Raw genomic sequence first — 18,161 nt, 5'->3', positions numbered from 1 at the left:
AGCCTGAGCAAAACAAGTTAATTTAACTGGCCAAGATAAAACCGGCTGAAATTACAGCCCTTTATAATTTAACTGTCGCGGGCAAATATTTGGCAATCAAATCCTCATAATAAGGTTTTAACTCAGATACTACCGGAGGTTTCGGACTTTTAGAGTACAGATCGTACGGATTAAATTTATCAACCCATTTAAACATCTCCTGGTCATGCGCATTCAATAAATGATCGTATGCCTTTTCGCGGTGCTGCGAGTAAAAAGAGTGGTAACGGATCATGTACAAAGCTTCTTCGGGCAAATAATCTTTGGTAATGTGGTATAGGTACTCATCATGCCCCCATGACATATGCACGTTGTCGAGCCCGCATTGATGTGAATATACACCATATTTGGTATTGTAACGCTCATCATCATTATCGGGGTTTGCAGCAAAAAATTCGGGGTAAACTATCTTATCCGAAAACTTACAGCCTACCGGGAACGAATCGCCCACTACATTCCATTGCGGTTCGCCAAAAAGGCAAAGCACCTTGCCTAAATCATGGATAAAGCCTGTTAATACAAACCAATCCGGATGACCATCGGCACGGATAGCCTCAGATGTTTGCAATAAATGCTGCAACTGATCAAGCGAAATATCCGGATCTGATTCATCAACCAGCGTATTCAGATATTCCATTGCCGACCACCATGGCATTTCTTTTTTATCAAACTTTAAAAAGTTTGCCTTTTTGGCCAATACATTGCCATAGGTTTGATAAGTATGGTTAAGCCTGTAAAACTCCCGCACCGGGTTATTTTCATCGTCGTTATAAACCCTGAACTCCTCTTTGGCCTTCTCGGTTCCCGGCTCGGGGTACCTGCTCAATACATCATCTTCCCATACGTCAAGACTTGACAATGGCGATATCTCTTTTTCAGTTAACTTTTCCATATCGTAAACCTTTCATTAAATAATAAGCATCTTGATCTTTATTGTCCCCCAACCCAACCACAGAAAAATCCAATTAAGTATTGTGGCAATAAACTTTTATTGGGGGCTGTAATTAAATGCTCCGTTTAGTTTTATAATGATTAAATTTTGATAAAAAAAACGGTGCTTTTATATTAACTGCAATATTTATTTACGTAAACGATTAAGTTACACCGAAGCTAAAAGCTGAACGCGCAACGCTAAAAGCCCTTAAATTGATTTAGCAAGGGTGATTTCCTGATGTGAAATAAAATTACCTCTTAAGGATCTTATTTTTACTTGTTCCGGGAATCTGAATGCCTTTAACCGAAGATTTAGTTACCCCGTTAAGCACAATCACCGGCAACGATTTAACCTGCGGTATTTTGAGGCCATTTAGCACCAGCCCATCCACATCATGAAATACACCGGCGGCCCTGAAATCATTCCCCAGGCAGCTAAGGGTTACATTTTTAAACGTCAGCCCTTCTGCATGGCGCGTATAAAATCCCCAGGCCGGCAATTCTCCAAACATGGAAAACTCCGGATAATCATGCGGGTTTTCGGGTATCCTGGATAACGAATCGAGGCTGACATTTGCCACAGCTTTGCTGGCATCGCCGTGGTACACTATCTTAATGTTTTCGAGGATTACATTTTTAACAGGATGCCCCGGCAAGCCCGCAATTGACGAAGGAAAGATATTGTGGTTCCCTTTAACTAAAGGCCCTTCCATCGGATAACCTTTATCGGGTTTACCTTTTGGCACGTCCACCGTTACGTTGCTGATGCGGATACCATTGATGCGACTTACTACAGTATCCTTATTACGATGACCGAGGCGAATAAAAATGGCATTGCCTGTATTTACCGCATTAATGTTACTGATATCAATATCTTCCATCACACCCCCATCAACACATTCCAACGCAATGGCCGACCGGTAGGTATCGTAAATCTTCACATTCTTTATCGTTATCTTTTTAAAACCGCCTCTTGAGGCCGTGCCAAATTTAATCCCGCTGGCGCTGGACCTCGTGGTACAGTTTGCCACATAAATATTTTCGCAGCTACTGTTCCTGTCGCTCGATTTCAGGCAGATGCCATCGTCATCGGCGTTAAAAAAACTGTTGGTAAGCTTTACGTTTTTGCAATCAACCAAATCAATACCATCGTTATTCCAATAGGTATTGCTTTCTACTTTTATGCTGTCAATGACCAGGTTGCGGCATTTGGTGTAATCCTGTACCCACACCAGGCCGTTTTTCATGGTTACGCCTTTTATCAGTACATCGGTACAGTTTGAAAAATGGATCAATTTGGGCCGGTTAGGTTCCTCGGGCTGGGTTTGCCCCCATGGGTTTTCCTTTTGCCATAACGAATCCCTTAATTTACCCGCTTTCAGCATCGCAAAAAGGTCTTTCAGCAATTCCTCCCCGTTTCCATCAATAGTTCCCTTACCTGTTATGGCAATATGCTGCAGATTGTTGGCAACTATTAAAGGTGCCGCATGACCTTCCCCAAAATCAATTCTTTTCGCGCTGCTCAGCAACGTAGCATTTTCGGCAAGGTTCAGGGTAACATTTGATTTCATGCTGATACAAGCCGTCAAAAACTTTCCGGCGGGTACATATACTGTACCGCCGCCCTGCGCGCCTGCATTATCAATAGCCTTTTGAATACTGATGGTGTTATTGGTAATACCATCGGCTTTGGCACCATAATCGGTAACGTTAAATACTTTTTGCTGAGCGTAACCGGCAAATGGCGTTATAAGCAGGGTTAAAAAATAAAGGATTTTCATTATAAGTTATTATTAAGAGAAAAATTCAAGCAGGTTTATAGCTTCTAAAGTTTACGAACATGAAGCGTTTAATTGTACATTAAACACCTAAACTATTAAACTTTCAAATTAGTTGGCGGCAGCCGTATATTTTTATTTACGTAAACGTTTACGTAATGTAAATGGCGCTGATAATAATTATTACCAAACTTGCGCATTATTACAATACGTTAATGTAGTAAACAATGCTTTTGGTTTAAATCAATTTTATATCTTTGCCCCTGTCTGCTCCCGTAGTTCAATGGATAGAATTATGGTTTCCGGTACCATCGATATGAGTTCGAATCTCGTCGGGAGCACAAAAGGGACTTACAAATTGTAAGTCTCTTTTTGTTTGTCCATAGATACTTGCATTGCTTCAATCAATTCTCCTTCATGCCCGGATACTGGTCAAAAAGAACTTTTAGCTTTTGGGCCATTTCAGGGTATTCTCTGATCACATTAGTGCGTTCGCTGGGATCATAGGCCAGGTTAAATAATTCTGTTTTTGCAGGCAGCGGCAAACCAGCTACGCCGCCAACGTTGTTATTAGCTTTTACTTCGCGGTATTTCCAGTCGCCCAGGCGCACGGCTTCGCAAACGCTGTTATTATAATAATAAATTGGCCTGTGTTCGGGATGTTTGGGCGCTTTGCCTGTCAGCACATCTGCTATTGATTGGCCGTCAAGAGTTCTGGCTTTAGGCAGCGGGGCTCCTGTCCATTTGGCAAGCGTTGGCAAAACATCGAGGTTGCTCATCATACTGGTAATACTTGCACCAACCGGGGTATGATTTTTCCAGTAAACGATAAACGGCTCACGCAAACCGCCTTCATACGATTGTCCCTTGCTACCGCGGAAAACCCCTGCCGTACCTGCATCCCAATGTTTGGTAGCACTATCGCCCAGCATCCGGTCAGGAAACTCTATCCACGGACCATTATCACTCGAAAACATAAAGATCGTATTATCAGCCAGTCCCTGTTTTTCCAGTTCGCTCCAAACCTTACCAAGACTTTCGTCCAGTTGTTCAACTACATCACCCAAATGGCCGCCATCGCTGCGGTTTTTATTTTTTGCGGATGATGCAAAGGCTACCGGCAAATGCGGCATATTATGGGCGAGATACAGAAAGAACGGCTTACCGCCTTTTTTTTGCTCTTTGATGTATCGGATAGCTTCACGCTGGTACAGGTCGATCAGCGATGAATCTGCCGGCTTCAAGATCTCCGGCTTATGGTTACGAAATACTTTAATAGTAGTATCCGTTTTTACATAAGGCGAACGGTAATCATGGCTGTATAGTAAGCCATAGTACGAGTTAAAACCCTGCGCCATTGGATGGTTGTAAGCCGCGTGATCGCCAAGGTGCCATTTACCTATCATAGCGGTTTCATAACCAATTTGTTTCAACATTTCGGCAATGGTAACTTCCTGGTCGGGAATACCAAGTTTTGAACCAGGCCCGATTGGATAAGGCAGATTCATCCGCGATGCATACCGCCCCGTGAGCAACGAAGCACGTGAAGGAGTACAGGTTGGGCTGCTCACTACGTAATTAGTTGCCCTTACCCCTCTTTGTGCCATCTTATCTAAAAACGGCGTACGAATAACGGGGTTTCCATAACAACTCAGGTCGGAGTAACCCATATCATCGGCTAATACAAAAACGATATTAGGCAATTGTTTTTTTTGTGCCGAAGCAGGTACAATTAAGAATAAGAAAGCCAAAAGGAAAAGGCCTTTACAGGTTAAATTGGTGAGATGTTTCATTGCCCGGTGAAAATAGTTTTTATAACGGATGACTGTTAAAGATAACTTAACTTTTACAATAGGCTTTAACTAACAACTATTGCTTATCAGCGTTGCGCAGCATCTCGCGGTGCTCCTTTCCCCATTTTATCATCTCCAAAATAATACTGCCAAAACTTCGGCAGTACTCTGTCGACTGGTATTCGATCAAAACAGGTGTTGTAGGCGTAACTACCCGCTTAACAAGCTTGTTCATTTCCATGGTTTTCAGCTCGCGCGACAACATCCGCGTGGTGATGCCGGGGATGCTCCGCTCAATTTCCCTGAAACGGTGATTGCCATTGCAAATGGAATTGATGATTGGCAGCGTCCATTTACCGCCTATAACATACATGGTGTCCTGAAGTGCCTGCCGTTCATCGGCATGATTACGTTGATGTGACGTTATTCCTGCTTCCATACTGGTATACTCTGTGTAACTGGTTACAAAATTATATCAATTACACTATACTTTTGCATAAAAAAGTAAAATACCATGTCAAAAACAGTTTTTATAACCGGAACCAGCAGCGGCCTGGGCAAATTAACCGCTAAACATTTTGCACAACAAGGCTGGAACGTAGCCGCCACCATGCGTACGCCCGAAAAGGAAATTGAATTAACGCAATACCCTAATATTAAAATATTTAAGCTGGATGTTACCAACCTCGAGCAGGTAAAAACCGCTACCGAACAGGCTATAGCAGCTTTCGGCAAAATTGATGTTGTGGTAAATAATGCGGGTATGGGTACGTACGGCGCATTAGAGCTTGCTAAGGAAGAGGATATCGACTGGCAGTTTGCGGTAAATGCCCGCGGTCCCATCAACGTGATCCGTGCGTTCCTGCCACATTTCAGGCAAAACAATGGGGGCATGTTCATCAACATCAGCTCGTTTATGGGCATTACCACCGCTGTACCGCTTGGCTCACTTTACAACATGTCGAAATTTGCACTTGAAGGCCTTACCGAAGGACTTTATTACGAGTTAAAGCCGCTTAACATCCATTTAAGGTTGATAGAACAGGGCGGTTCAAAAGGCAATAATTTTGTTGAAAGTGTGGTTTGGAACCAAAACCCGGATATAACCGCTTATGATGAACTTACCGCTAAACTACAAAATCTGATGAGCTCACGCGATGAATCACAACTGGATGATCCAATGGAGATTGTAAATGCCATTTATGATCTGGCAACCGGCAAAAGCAACAAATTCCGTACAGTAATAGGCAATATGGGCACCATGCTGATGAACATGCGTAACACCATGCCTATTGAGGAATACATGGAAAAGGTGAACAGCATGTTTTAATTTGAATCTTGATTAATAGGCTTTAAGGATTTCCTGATATCATGAAATCAAACATCAGGAAATCCTCTAATCAAGCGCATCAGGTTGAGCTTTTCAACAAAGCAACTTGAGCCTTTTAACAAAACGCTACACTGCCATTCAACCTAACTTTGTATTATCAAAATTAAAGATAACACTATGAAAAAAGTATGGTTTATAACAGGCAGCGCCCGCGGATTAGGCCGCAGCCTTACAGAAGCAGTTTTAGCAGCCGGCGATAACGTTGCCGCTACAGCACGTAACCCCGAACAATTAAAAGACCTGGCTGATCAATATCCCGGCCAGGTTTACCCTATAAAACTTGATGTTACCGATTACCCTGCCGTACACAAAGCCGTTGCAGATACGGTGGTTCATTTTGGCAAAATTGATGTATTGGTAAATAATGCTGGTTTCGGCATCATTGGTGCAACTGAAGCCTTTACCGGTGAGCAGGTACGCAGCCAACTGGAAACCAACCTATATGCGCCTATCGAAATCACCCGCGCTGTATTGCCTTATATGCGCAAACAACGTTCGGGCAGGATTTTGCAGATCAGCTCGGTTGGTGGCCGCGTTGGTAATGCAGGTTTAAGCATGTACCAGGCAGCTAAGTTTGGTTTGAGCGGCTTTACCGAGGCTTTAGCTAAAGAAGTAAAACCGCTTGGCATACTGGTTACCAGTGTTGAACCAGGAGGCTTCCGTACCGATTGGGCCGGCGGATCTATGAGCTATGCACCAAAAATTGAAGGCTATGAACAAACCGTTGATGTGCGTGCAGATTATCTATCAAGCGGTAAATTTGTTCCTGTTGGCGATCCCGAAAAAGCAGCCAGGGTAATGATTGAACTCGCTGAACATCCCGAACCACCTGTGCACCTTATATTGGGCAGCGAAGCCGCCGGATTGCTAAAAGCTGCCGATGAAGCACGCAAAGCCGAATTTGAAAAATGGCTGCTGGTTACTACTTCAACTGATCATGATGAAGCGGAAGATTTCCTGAATACTGAATTTGGAAAATCAATAACGGCTCAAAAAGTATAATATAATTTCGGTTTTGGAGACATGTTCCCCGGGATATACCAGACTTACGAAGTTTCAAACTTCGTAAGTCTTTCTTTATTATTAAATTTGAGCACCATGCCTTTGTCAAACCCAAAAACATCGCCTCGAATACTTTATTCCTGTTACTCGCACATAAGCAGGGCTGGCGAGCAATTCATTGCCGACCATATTTTCGGCTACATCCTTTCGGGCGATTCGGAATTGTATATAAACGGCAAAAACTACTATTTTAAGCAGGGAGACTATCGCTTCCTGAAACGGAACGAACTGGCCAAATTTGTAAAGCATCCACCCGCAGGCGGCGAATTTAAAACCATTACCATCGGTATGGATCAGGCAACGCTGCAAAGTATAAGTGCCGAACTTGATTTACATGCCGATGGCCAGTATACAGGCGAAAGCGCATTGTTCCTGAAACCCAACGGGCTTTTTAACAATTACATCGCATCGTTAAGCCCTTATATGGATAAAAGCAGCGACGAGATCAGCCCTGCGCTTACGCTGCACAAGGTAAAAGAGGCCGTAATGATTTTGCTGGAAACCAATCCCGAACTTAAAAATATCCTGTTTGATTTCAGCGAGCCCGGCAAAATAAACCTGGAAGCTTTTATGACCCAAAACTACCGCTTTAATGTAGATCTTAACCGCTTTGCCTACTTAACCGGCCGCAGCCTGGCTACCTTTAAACGTGATTTTGAACGAATTTTTAATACTTCCCCCAATCGCTGGATTCAAAACCAAAGGCTAAAGGACGCCTACTTCCTCATCAAAGAAAAAGGGCACAAGGTATCAGATGTGTATATGGATGTGGGTTTTAAAGACCTCTCCCACTTTTCATTCGCCTTTAAAAAGGCTTATGGGATAGCACCATCGGCGGTGTAACCGCTGAGGTAGAGTCAAGAAATCAAGAATCAGGAGGCAAGACAAAAACAGAAGCGAGAAGTTAAGGCTCAAGAATCAGGACATAAAAAAACCAGGAATGATTGGAACTCATTTCCTGGCTCTTATATCTTGTCGTCTTGACTCTAAACACTTGTCTCTTGAATCTTGACCTCTTGGCTCTTTCCTTACACGTTAAACCTGAAGTGCATAATGTCGCCATCCTGCACAATGTAGGTTTTACCTTCAACACCCAGTTTGCCGTTTTCTTTTATAGTAGCCTCAACGCCATTGAATTTTACAAAATCATCGTATTTAATAACTTCAGCACGGATAAAGCCTTTTTCAAAATCGGTGTGGATTACACCTGCTGCCTGTGGTGCAGTGAAACCCTGGGTAATAGTCCAGGCACGTACTTCCTGCACACCGGCAGTAAAGTAAGTAGCCAGGTTTAGTAGCCTGTATGCCGCTTTGATCAGTTTGTTAACGCCCGATTCAGTAAGCCCCAAATCGTCCAAAAACATCTGGCGCTCTTCGTAAGTTTCCAGTTGCGAAATTTCAGATTCAATCTGAGCTGAGATGATCAGTACTTCAGCGTTTTCATCTTTAACGGCTGCTTTTACTTTTTCAACATAAGCATTGCCGTTACTAACCGAACCTTCATCAACATTACAAACGTACAATACAGGTTTAGCAGTAAGCAGCCAAAGGTCGGCTACATATTCTTTATCTTCCTCTTCAACGGGGGCGGTACGGGCCGATTTGCCTTCAAGCAGGTGGTTTTTATAAACGGTTAAAACATCAAAAGTTTTTTTAGCCTCTTTGTCGCCGCCGGTTTTAGCCATCTTTTCAACCTTCTGAATCTTTTTCTCGATAGATTCAAGATCTTTCAGCTGTAGTTCGGTATCAATGATCTCTTTGTCGCGGATAGGATCAACCGAGCCGTCAACGTGGATCACGTTATCGTTATCAAAGCAACGCAATACGTGGATAATGGCATTTGTAGCACGGATATTGGCTAAAAATTGGTTACCCAAACCTTCGCCTTTGCTGGCGCCTTTAACAAGGCCCGCAATATCAACTATCTCGATAGTGTTTGGTACTATGCTTTTGGGGTTAACTATTTCGGTAAGCTTTGTTAAGCGCTCATCCGGCACTGTAATTACACCCACATTTGGCTCAATAGTACAAAACGGAAAGTTAGCCGCCTGCGCCTTGGCGTTTGATAAGCAATTAAATAGTGTCGATTTACCCACATTCGGCAAACCTACTATACCACATTGTAAACCCATGTTTTTAAATTAGCCCCCTCTAAATCTCCCCCGGAAGGGGAGACTTCCATTATTATTAATTAAAAGCCCTCCCTTCCGGGGAGGGTTGGGAGGGGCTGAATTCGGCTGCAAAGATAACAGAAAATTTTGCCTTATAATTTGAAAAAATAAACGACTTTTGCGCACGTTGAAAAACACCAAACAAGATTGTAAAACGATGTAAAAAAGAGGGCTTTATGGAAGAAATGGTTGAGCAAATAGAATTGTTGCTGGAAAAACAAGACGATACCCAATTACAGGAATATTTGAACAACCTCAACATATCGGATGTTGAAGAACTGATTGGAGAACTTCCGGAACATGGCCCTAAATTCATCGAAACCCTTTCGCTTAACCGCGCGGTTAATGTGTTCCGGATTCTTGAATTCCCGGTGCAGGAGCGGATCATTAAAAAACTCTCGGGCCAAAAGCTGGAAGATCTGATCAATGAACTCCCGCCCGACGACCGCACAGCACTTTTCAGCGAATTGCATGGCGACGCCGTTCAAAAACTTATCCAGAAACTTTCACGCGAAAACCGCGACGAAGCTCTAAAACTTTTGGGTTACGAAGAAGAAAGCGTTGGCCGCCTGATGACGCCCGACTATATTGCCGTTAAACGTACCTGGGATGTAAGTCGTGTGCTTTCGCACATTCGCCGTTATGGTAAAAATTCGGAAACCATCGATGTTATTTATGTAATTGATGAGCACGGTGTTTTACTTGATGATATCAGGATCCGCGAGATCTTATTGGTAAAGCCCGAAACCAAGGTGAGCGAACTAATGGACGGCCGACTGATTGCCCTTAGCGCTGCCGACCCACAGGAAGAAGCCATCAATGTTTTCAGGATGAATAACCGTACCGCCCTCCCGGTGGTTGATAGCGGCAATGTACTGTTAGGGATTGTAACCGTTGATGATATCCTTTGGATAGCTAACGAAGAATACACCGAAGACATTCAGAAAATAGGTGGTACCGAAGCGCTGGATGAACCCTATCTGGATATCAACCTTTTTAAACTGGTAAAAAAACGTGTAGGCTGGCTTATCATTTTATTTTTAGGTGAGATGCTTACCGCTACCGCTATGGGCTATTTTGGCGATGAGATCTCTAAAGTAGTCGTACTGGCTTATTTTATCCCGCTAATTATTTCAAGTGGGGGTAACAGCGGTTCGCAGGCTTCAACCCTCATTATCCAGGCCATGGCCCTTGGCGAGGTTACCGTTACCGACTGGTGGCGGGTTATGCGCCGGGAAATTCTTTCGGGCCTGATGCTTGGTGTTTGTTTAGGTTTAATAGGCTTTTTACGCATAGCCGCCTGGAGCATGTTCAGTAATATTTACGGCCCGCACTGGATGCTGGTTGGTTTTACGGTAGGTGCATCCCTTATCGGTATCGTTTTATGGGGGTCGTTATCAGGTTCGATGCTGCCACTTTTGCTTAAAAAGCTTGGCGCCGACCCTGCTACTTCATCTGCTCCGTTTGTGGCTACCCTGGTTGATGTTACCGGGCTAATCATTTACTTTACCATAGCAGTATTGTTTATGCGGGGGATATTATTGTAACCACGCAAAAAGCCCTGCTTCCAAATAAGAAGCAGGGCTTTAATTATTTTAGTTTAGTATTGTTCTGTAGTATTAAATCTCAAACGAAAAATCTTCATCGGCAGATGCCCTGGCAATTTCAGGGTTTTCGCTATACTCGTAGCGTTTTTCAACTACCTCCTGGTTTGATTTGATGTAGTCGATGGTATCTTTCAAACCTTCGGCAAATTTTTCAAAGTCTTCTTTATATAAAAAGATCTTGTGTTTTACAAACACCCCATCTTCCAAACGTTTTTTACTTTCAGTAATAGTAACATAATAATCGTTTGAACGGGTTGCTTTTACATCAAAAAAATAGGTCCGCTTCCCAGCTCTCACCTTCTTTGAATAAACCTCTTCGCGCTCTCTATTGTCAAAATCTCCCATATATATTTACCTGTAATTAGTTTTGGTTGGCATAAATATAAATAAATTTTCAAAGTGCAAGTATTTTATTCGTTATTATTGAGTTTTTTGAAACAAAAGTGTCATTTTTTTGTGTGGATGACCGATTAAAGGGAGTTGTAAAAAGAAAGAATACAAAGTCTCTTCACTGGCGCAAGTTTTGCGGGTTTGGCTGTGCGGAGGCTAACTTGTGCCAACTTATTTTGATGAGACATGGGAAGCACATGTATCCTCCCACACTCAGCAGCACAAGGGACTTGCGCCAGAATGGGAAAACGGGAAGAACGACTGGCCCTACCCAACCCTCCCCGGAAGGAGCGGCAAAAAAAGGAAAAGATACAGATCAAAAAAAGTCTCCCCTACCGGGGGAGATTTAGCGGGGGCTCTTATGCATCCTGCTCTTCTTCCAGCAGTTGTTTTTCGTAAAGCTCAAAGTAAGTACCTTTAAGCTGCATCAGGTATTCGTGGTTGCCCTGCTCAACTATTTCGCCGTTATCCATCACCAGGATCTTATCGGCATTTTTTATGGTGGAAATGCGGTGGGCTATGATGATGCTCGTTTTATCCTGCATTACCCGGCCAAGGTTATTCAAAATCTCTTCTTCCGTGCGGGTATCAACTGCCGAAAGGCAATCGTCAAAGATCAAAACCTGCGGATGTTTGAATATGGCGCGTGCAATGGATACACGCTGTTTTTGACCGCCCGATAAGGTAACGCCGCGTTCGCCAATGAGGGTTGTAAAACCTTCTTCCAGTTCAATAATGTTATTGTATACTGCGGCATCTTTAGCGGCCTGCTCAACAACCGGCATGTCCAGTACATCGGCACTAAAAGCAATGTTATTGGCTATGGTATCCGAAAACAGGAACACCTCCTGCGGTACAAAACCTATCTGCGAGCGGTAGTTTTCAAGACCAAGTGATCTTATCGAACGGTTGTCAACCGTGATCTCTCCGCCTGTGGTATCGTACATGCGCATTACCAGGTTGGCAATGGTTGACTTACCCGAACCTGTACGGCCTATAATAGCCAACATCTGCCCAGGCTCAACCGTAAAGGAAACATTTTTTAATGCCTGGATGCCCGTATCAGGATAAATGAATGATACCTCATCAAACCTGATCAATCCCTCAACATGGTGATTTTCTGCAACCGGCGAGATGATCTCAGGCTTTTCATGCAAAAATTCGTTAATGCGTTTTTGCGAAGCTGCGGCGCGTTGCACCAATGAGGTTACCCAGCCCAGCGAAATAACCGGGAACGAAAGCATATTGAGGTAAACAATAAACTCCGCAATATTACCCGGGGTAATGTTGCCTTTTATTACTTCCACCCCGCCAACGTACATGGTTATTACGTTACTCAGGCCTACCAGCAACAGCATGATCGGGAAAAACAGGGCCTGTACTTTGGCCAGTTCCATTGAGTGTACTTTATAGTCCTCACTCTCCTTTGCAAAGTTTTCGCGCACAAAGCCTTCGCGCACATATGATTTGATCACCCTGATGCCCGAAAAATTTTCCTGCACAAAGCTGGATAAGCCGGACAGGCGCTCCTGGATCATCTCGCTGCGGTGATTGATAATATTGTTTACATAGTAAATAACACCTGCCAGAATAGGCAATGGCAGTACCGAAAAAACGGCCAGCTGTACATTTACAGTAAGCATGGCATATATCACCATCACAAACAATACCACGGTATTGATGGAGTACATGATACCCGGCCCAAGGTACATGCGTACACGGCTTACATCCTCGGTTACGCGGTTCATTAAATCTCCGGTATTGTGGCGGCGGTAAAAGGCAAGGGAAAGTTCCTGGTAGTGGTTATAGATCTCGTTTTTTAAATCGTACTCGATATGGCGCGACATGAGGATAATGGTTTGCCTCATAAAAAACAGGAACAAGCCCCGCAGCAATGCCAGCACCAATACCAGCGTACCAAACAGGAAAAGGCTGGTACCGAAAATATCATAAATGAAACTCTGCCTGTCGAAACCAGAAAACAACTGATAGGCGCCGATGTTTTCGGTAACCAGATCAAAAGCTACGCGGATAACCTGCGCGGGCAGCACACCAAAAACATTGGATATAATTACAAACAGCACGCCCGGAATAAGCCGCCAGCGGTATTTGTAAAAGAATTTATTAAGGTATGCGAGGTCTTTCATTTATTATTATAGTCCGGAAGCCGGGAAAGTCCGAAAGTCGGAAAGCCCTGACATAATAATCAAAAGTATTAAAATTTGAGGAGAGTGATTGAATGGAAAAGTCGGGAGGATGTAAGAATGTTAAATTGATGCATCTGTTGCAATTTTGTTAAGTGTTCAATTTTTAAAGTGTGAACACTTGCAGTTTTTTTCAAAAATAAACACTATTGATAATCAGCAAATTATAAATAGCTCCAAGCGCCTTAAAATTCACAATAAACACATGCACACTAATAATCAATAAGTTACAAAATCACAAAATCAAAGACTGAACACTCGTTTTTTAAAAGTTGAACACTGACAGGATCATGTCAGTATGATCATCGCTTTTTTAGTTAATCGTTTGTCGAAAATAAAAGGCTGCACGCCATCAATTTTCGACGTGGGGGCATTAGCATGCATGAAATTTGGCAATACATTTTAGCTAAAGGATCAACCACACATAGAATATAAAGCAGCAGTGAGTTCTTGACGCAAGTCGGGCATTGCCTATATCCAGCGTCAATATCCCGCACGTCACTAATAGTAACATCAATTAAAATTCGGGAACCAAAAGCTTTCGGATACTAACCGAAGCTTTCTGATTTATAACAGACCTTTAATATTATTGGTTTATAAATACCAGGCTCGTAAAATCAAACATGATGCCTGGTATTTCCTGCAATAACAGTACCTTCGCCGCGTTTACAAAACAGAAATGGGTAACATTGATCTGCTTTTATAATTTAAAACAAACCTTAACCTTTGACCAAAACACCTTTCCCGCTCCTGATGACTGCCAAATTATGTACACTGCCTTTATACTTATTACTACTAATATGTTTCGTTTCAACCGGATGTAAAAAGACCGACAATCTCCCGAAGGCAGCTACAACAATAGTTATTAATCCATCTTCTTTAAACGTAGTTAAAAATCCGGCCTATTCTTACCGGTTAACGACTACGGTTAGCAATGGTTCCGGGGCTGCACAAATTACCTGGAGTTCTGAAAACACCAGGATAGCAACAGTTACTGCCGATGGATTGGTTTCATGCTTAACGGCAGGGCAAACCAATATTGTTGCTACCCTTGCAGATGGAAAAACCTCGGCAAAATGCAAAGTAACCATTGCCGACAATAATGATTACAAATACAGGCTCATACTTAAAGATAAAGGCTCATCTGCTTATTCAATAAGTAAACCTTCCGAATTTTTATCAGCGCGGGCAATTGAGCGTCGCCGAAAACGCAATATCCCGGTTGATGAAACAGACCTCCCGATCTCTGCCGATTATATTAAAGCGATAAAACAAATAGGCGGTGTGATAGTGGCGCAAAGCAAATGGCTTAATACAGTTAGTGTAAATACATCTGACGAGTTTTTAGTAGATAAATACAAAGCATTGCCATTTGTAAAAGATGTAATATTGGTATGGGAAGGGCCAAGGCCGGCTGCTATACCAGCTAAATACACGGATATACCGCAGTTAGGTTCAAACCAAACCGCCAATACACCGCTTGACTATGGCGCAGCGACAGCAAATATCAGCACATGCAACGGGCAGGTCCTGCACAACAAAGGCTTTAAAGGTGCCGGGATAGACATTGCCGTTATTGACGAGGGCTTTATCAACCTGAAAAACAATCCGGCCTTCAACAATATCAGCATAAAGGGGGCAAAATCTTTTGTTTATGAAAGTCCCGATCCTTACGCCATTGATAACCATGGCATATGGGTTACATCATGCATGGCGGTCAACAAACCCGGAACCTATGTGGGTACTGCGCCCGAAGCAAATTACTGGTTATTCCATACTGAGGATGCACTGACAGAGTATCCTATTGAAGAAGATTACTGGGTTAATGCCATTGAATATGCCGATAGCGTTGGGGTAGACATTGTTAATTCATCGCTTACTTATACAAATAATTATTACCTGCCCCAAGCCAAGTATAAATTTGAGGATATGGACGGAAAAACTGCGATGGCCACCAGGGCAGCCAACGTTGCCTTTAACAAAGGAATTTTTATTGTATGCTGTGCAGGTAACGACGAGCAATGGATAGGTACCCCGGCCGATTCACCTGGCGTACTGACGGTTGGTGCAGTTAACCCAGCGGGTATTATTGCCCCTTTCTCAACATTTGGAATAACGGTTGATGGACGTGTTAAACCCGATATTGTAGCAGTAGGCTTAGGAGCCGGTGTGATAAACCCTGCCGGTGTTGCGGAATCACGAATGGGTACATCCTATTCCAGCCCTATCATGTGCGGCCTGGCTGCCTGTTTATGGCAGGCGTATCCAAAACTCAGCAATAAAGATCTGCTCATAGTACTCAGAAAATCGGCTAACAAATATAATAACCCGGTTATGCCTTACGGCTATGGCCTTGCCGATATGCAAATAGCTATGGACCTTGCCAAAAACATATCAGATACTAAATGATGCGATTGTTGAAATAACATGAGTATTTTCTTAACTGGAGCACAACTATCCATTAGTACCTGGCCAATTGATTTTGAGGCGGAACCGCAAACCCAATTGGCCGAAGTAATCATACAAGGCGATTATTGATGTTATTAATATCGTTTATGGTATGGGAGCTGAGCGTACTAATTGTTACAGATACTTATTTAATAGTAATTTCATACTTACACCTCACTTAATATCTTTGCCAGTATTAAAAAAAACCTCTACTTTTGTGCGCTTAAAGACATTTACTTACAGTACTAATGCCTGAACAACATCCACCGGAATCCATATTTAGCCAGCTTGACGCTTTCGGGCATAAGAAAGTTGTTTTTTGTACCGATCCTGATACCAATCTGAAAGCTATTATTGCTATCCACAATACTACGCTTGGCCCTGCATTTGGCGGCGTGCGTATGTGGGCCTACAAAACCGAAGGCGACGCCCTTAATGATGTATTGCGTTTAGCCAAAAGCATGACCTACAAGGCTGCTATAGCAGGCCTTAACCTTGGCGGCGGTTATTCGGTAATCATCGGCGATTCGCGCCAGGACAAGAACGAGGCTTTACTGCGTAAATTTGGCCGCTTTATCAAAAACCTTAACGGCGAATTTATTGCGGCCGAAGACGTGGGCACCAACCCGCGCGATATGGAGTACATTAAAATGGAAACCAATCACGTTACCGGTGCCCCCGAAAATATTGGCGGCAGCGGCGACCCATCGCCTATTACAGCTTTGGGCGTTTTGATGGGCATTAAGGCTTGCGTAAGGGAAATGTACGGCAGCGATAGTTTAACCGGTAAATCGGTTATTGTACAGGGTATTGGCCACGTGGGCGAAAACCTGGTACGCCTGCTGAGGGACGAAAACGTAAAAGTTTACGCCAGCGATATTAACGAAGAGCGCGTAAGCCAGATCTCCAAAAAATATGGCGCACAGCCGGTATCAAACAATAATATTTTTGATATCGATGCCGATATTTATGCACCATGCGCCATGGGCGGTACGGTGAATACACAAACCATTGCCAAATTAAAGTGCGGCATTATAGCCGGCTCGGCCAATAACCAGCTGCTTGACGAAAACGTGCACGGGCAAATGCTGCTTGATAAAGGTGTACTTTTTGCCCCCGATTATGTGATCAATGCAGGCGGTATTATCACCGGTTATTCGGAGTTGATGAATTTCAATAAAAAGCGTACCTTACAGCTTACAGAAAATATTTACGAAGCTACACGCAATGTCTTAAAGCTGTCAAAGGCCGAAAACATTCCAACCATTAGCGCAGCCAATAAAATAGCCGAAAAACGCATTGAAGACATCAGGAAAGTAAAATCATCCTATTAAAACAATTAATTTTTATATAAACCGTTTGCATAAGCAAACCAAATCGTTCTTACAAAAATGTTAAACAGAAGGCACCTCCGGGTAAAGGTATTACAGGCACTGTACGCGTATCATCAATCAGATACGAAAGATGTTAAGCTATTCGAGAAAAATATGCTAAGCAGCATTGACCAGGTTTACGAAATGTATATCTGGATGCTATCATTAATTAATGAAGTAGTAAGCTTTGCCGCGAATGACGCGCAGGAACGCGCCAACAAACACCTCCCTACCGCCGATGACTTAAATGCAAACCTTAAAATACTCACTAACAGGTTTATCCTGAGCCTGAATGATAATAAGGAATACATTACAGCCTGGAAAAAGTACAAAGTTGACTGGACCTTTGAGCCCGAACTTGCAAAATCTCTTTTTATTATCCTTAAAAACTCACCCGAGTATGCCGAGTATCTTGCCAAAACAGGCGATACACTGCAAACAGACAAGGATATCATTAAATTCATTTTCAAAAAGGTTATCCTTAAATCGTCATTAGCCGAGCAGGTTTTTGAAGACAGGTTTATTTTTTGGCCTGTTGATAAAGATGTGCTCCAGGCGCTTATTGCCAAAACGTTCAAAAACTTTTCGCATGATGATTACAAGCTTAACCAGCTTGCCGAAATTACCGGTAACTGGGTTGAAGACCGCGAGTTTGTGGTAAACCTGTTTCAGCAAAGCATCAGGTACAATGAGGCTTACCATGAGCTGATAGCCGCCAAAACCCAAAACTGGGAGCCGGAGCGTATTGCCATGATGGATACCCTGTTAATGAAAATGGCTATAACCGAGTTTATTAACTTCAATTCTATCCCGGTTAAGGTTACTATAAACGAGTACCTTGAAATATCAAAAGAGTTTAGCACGCCTAAGAGTAATTCATTTATAAACGGTATCTTGGACAAGATTTTAATAGAGCTTAAAGCCGAAAACAAGATCAAAAAGATAGGCCGTGGCTTAATAGAATAATATTAAA

General features: G+C 42.9%; 14 protein-coding genes and 1 tRNA gene. 8 read left to right on the top strand and 7 right to left on the bottom strand.

Annotated features, from left to right (window positions below; translation table 11 throughout):
* Positions 1–61: 61 nt before the first annotated feature.
* Complete coding sequence (locus SNE26_RS01355) at positions 62–931, bottom strand: inositol oxygenase family protein (RefSeq protein ID WP_321557593.1); 870 nt, start codon at positions 929–931, stop codon at positions 62–64.
* 292 nt (positions 932–1,223) lie between these two features.
* Positions 1,224–2,753 carry a glycosyl hydrolase family 28 protein gene (locus SNE26_RS01350; protein WP_321557592.1) on the bottom strand — a complete coding sequence of 510 codons (1,530 nt, stop codon included), beginning with the start codon at positions 2,751–2,753 and terminating at the stop codon, positions 1,224–1,226.
* A 266-nt stretch (positions 2,754–3,019) separates the two neighbouring features.
* On the opposite strand from SNE26_RS01350, the gene SNE26_RS01345 reads away from it, so the two are divergent.
* Positions 3,020–3,091, top strand: a tRNA-Arg gene (locus SNE26_RS01345).
* Between the two features lie 63 nt (positions 3,092–3,154).
* Here the strand turns inward: SNE26_RS01345 and SNE26_RS01340 are convergent.
* Both SNE26_RS01340 and SNE26_RS01335 read right to left on the bottom strand, forming a co-directional pair.
* The gene (locus SNE26_RS01340; RefSeq protein WP_321557591.1) at positions 3,155–4,543 is read right to left on the bottom strand and encodes a sulfatase-like hydrolase/transferase; all 1,389 of its coding nucleotides are present in this window, start codon (positions 4,541–4,543) and stop codon (positions 3,155–3,157) included.
* Positions 4,544–4,619: 76 nt separating this feature from the next.
* Positions 4,620–4,982: a helix-turn-helix domain-containing protein gene (locus tag SNE26_RS01335; RefSeq protein ID WP_321557590.1), complete on the bottom strand. Its 363-nt coding sequence runs from the start codon at positions 4,980–4,982 to the stop codon at positions 4,620–4,622.
* A gap of 75 nt (positions 4,983–5,057) precedes the next feature.
* On the opposite strand from SNE26_RS01335, the gene SNE26_RS01330 reads away from it, so the two are divergent.
* From SNE26_RS01330 to SNE26_RS01320, 3 genes are all read left to right on the top strand, one after another.
* Positions 5,058–5,873, top strand: a complete 816-nt coding sequence (locus tag SNE26_RS01330) for an SDR family oxidoreductase (protein WP_321557589.1) — start codon at positions 5,058–5,060, stop codon at positions 5,871–5,873.
* A 177-nt stretch (positions 5,874–6,050) separates the two neighbouring features.
* Positions 6,051–6,935, top strand: coding sequence for an oxidoreductase (locus SNE26_RS01325; protein ID WP_321557588.1), 885 nt, complete (start codon positions 6,051–6,053; stop codon positions 6,933–6,935).
* A 96-nt stretch (positions 6,936–7,031) separates the two neighbouring features.
* Positions 7,032–7,838, top strand: a complete 807-nt coding sequence (locus tag SNE26_RS01320; RefSeq protein WP_321557587.1) for an AraC family transcriptional regulator — start codon at positions 7,032–7,034, stop codon at positions 7,836–7,838.
* Positions 7,839–8,023: 185 nt separating this feature from the next.
* Here SNE26_RS01320 and ychF read toward each other — a convergent pair whose 3' ends face one another.
* The gene (gene ychF, locus SNE26_RS01315; RefSeq protein ID WP_321557586.1) at positions 8,024–9,127 is read right to left on the bottom strand and encodes a redox-regulated ATPase YchF; all 1,104 of its coding nucleotides are present in this window, start codon (positions 9,125–9,127) and stop codon (positions 8,024–8,026) included.
* A gap of 215 nt (positions 9,128–9,342) precedes the next feature.
* Here ychF and mgtE point away from each other — a divergent pair, with 215 nt between their 5' ends.
* Positions 9,343–10,713 (top strand): magnesium transporter, encoded by a 1,371-nt coding sequence (gene mgtE / locus SNE26_RS01310; protein ID WP_321557585.1) that lies wholly within the window; start codon positions 9,343–9,345, stop codon positions 10,711–10,713.
* 72 nt (positions 10,714–10,785) lie between these two features.
* Here the strand turns inward: mgtE and SNE26_RS01305 are convergent, their stop codons facing one another.
* The gene (locus SNE26_RS01305) at positions 10,786–11,118 is read right to left on the bottom strand and encodes a DUF3276 family protein (protein WP_090528014.1); all 333 of its coding nucleotides are present in this window, start codon (positions 11,116–11,118) and stop codon (positions 10,786–10,788) included.
* 404 nt (positions 11,119–11,522) lie between these two features.
* On the bottom strand, positions 11,523–13,310 hold the full coding sequence (locus SNE26_RS01300; protein ID WP_321557584.1) for an ABC transporter ATP-binding protein: 1,788 nt from the start codon (positions 13,308–13,310) through the stop codon (positions 11,523–11,525).
* Between the two features lie 783 nt (positions 13,311–14,093).
* On the opposite strand from SNE26_RS01300, the gene SNE26_RS01295 reads away from it, so the two are divergent.
* The 3 genes from SNE26_RS01295 to nusB all read left to right on the top strand — a co-directional run bounded on the left by SNE26_RS01295 (position 14,094) and on the right by nusB (position 18,154).
* The gene (locus SNE26_RS01295; RefSeq protein WP_321557583.1) at positions 14,094–15,776 is read left to right on the top strand and encodes a S8 family serine peptidase; all 1,683 of its coding nucleotides are present in this window, start codon (positions 14,094–14,096) and stop codon (positions 15,774–15,776) included.
* 287 nt (positions 15,777–16,063) lie between these two features.
* Entirely contained in the window at positions 16,064–17,149 is a 1,086-nt protein-coding gene (locus SNE26_RS01290) for a Glu/Leu/Phe/Val dehydrogenase (protein WP_321557582.1), read from the top strand.
* Positions 17,150–17,206: 57 nt separating this feature from the next.
* Entirely contained in the window at positions 17,207–18,154 is a 948-nt protein-coding gene (nusB, locus tag SNE26_RS01285) for a transcription antitermination factor NusB (protein ID WP_176628507.1), read from the top strand.
* The last annotated feature ends 7 nt before the right edge of the window (positions 18,155–18,161 follow it).

It is taken from the genome of Mucilaginibacter sp. cycad4 (assembly GCF_034263275.1).
Taxonomy (GTDB): Bacteria; Bacteroidota; Bacteroidia; order Sphingobacteriales; family Sphingobacteriaceae; genus Mucilaginibacter.
The sequence above is the reverse complement of the archived record's forward strand: the minus strand, read 5'-3'. Positions and strand labels throughout refer to the sequence as shown.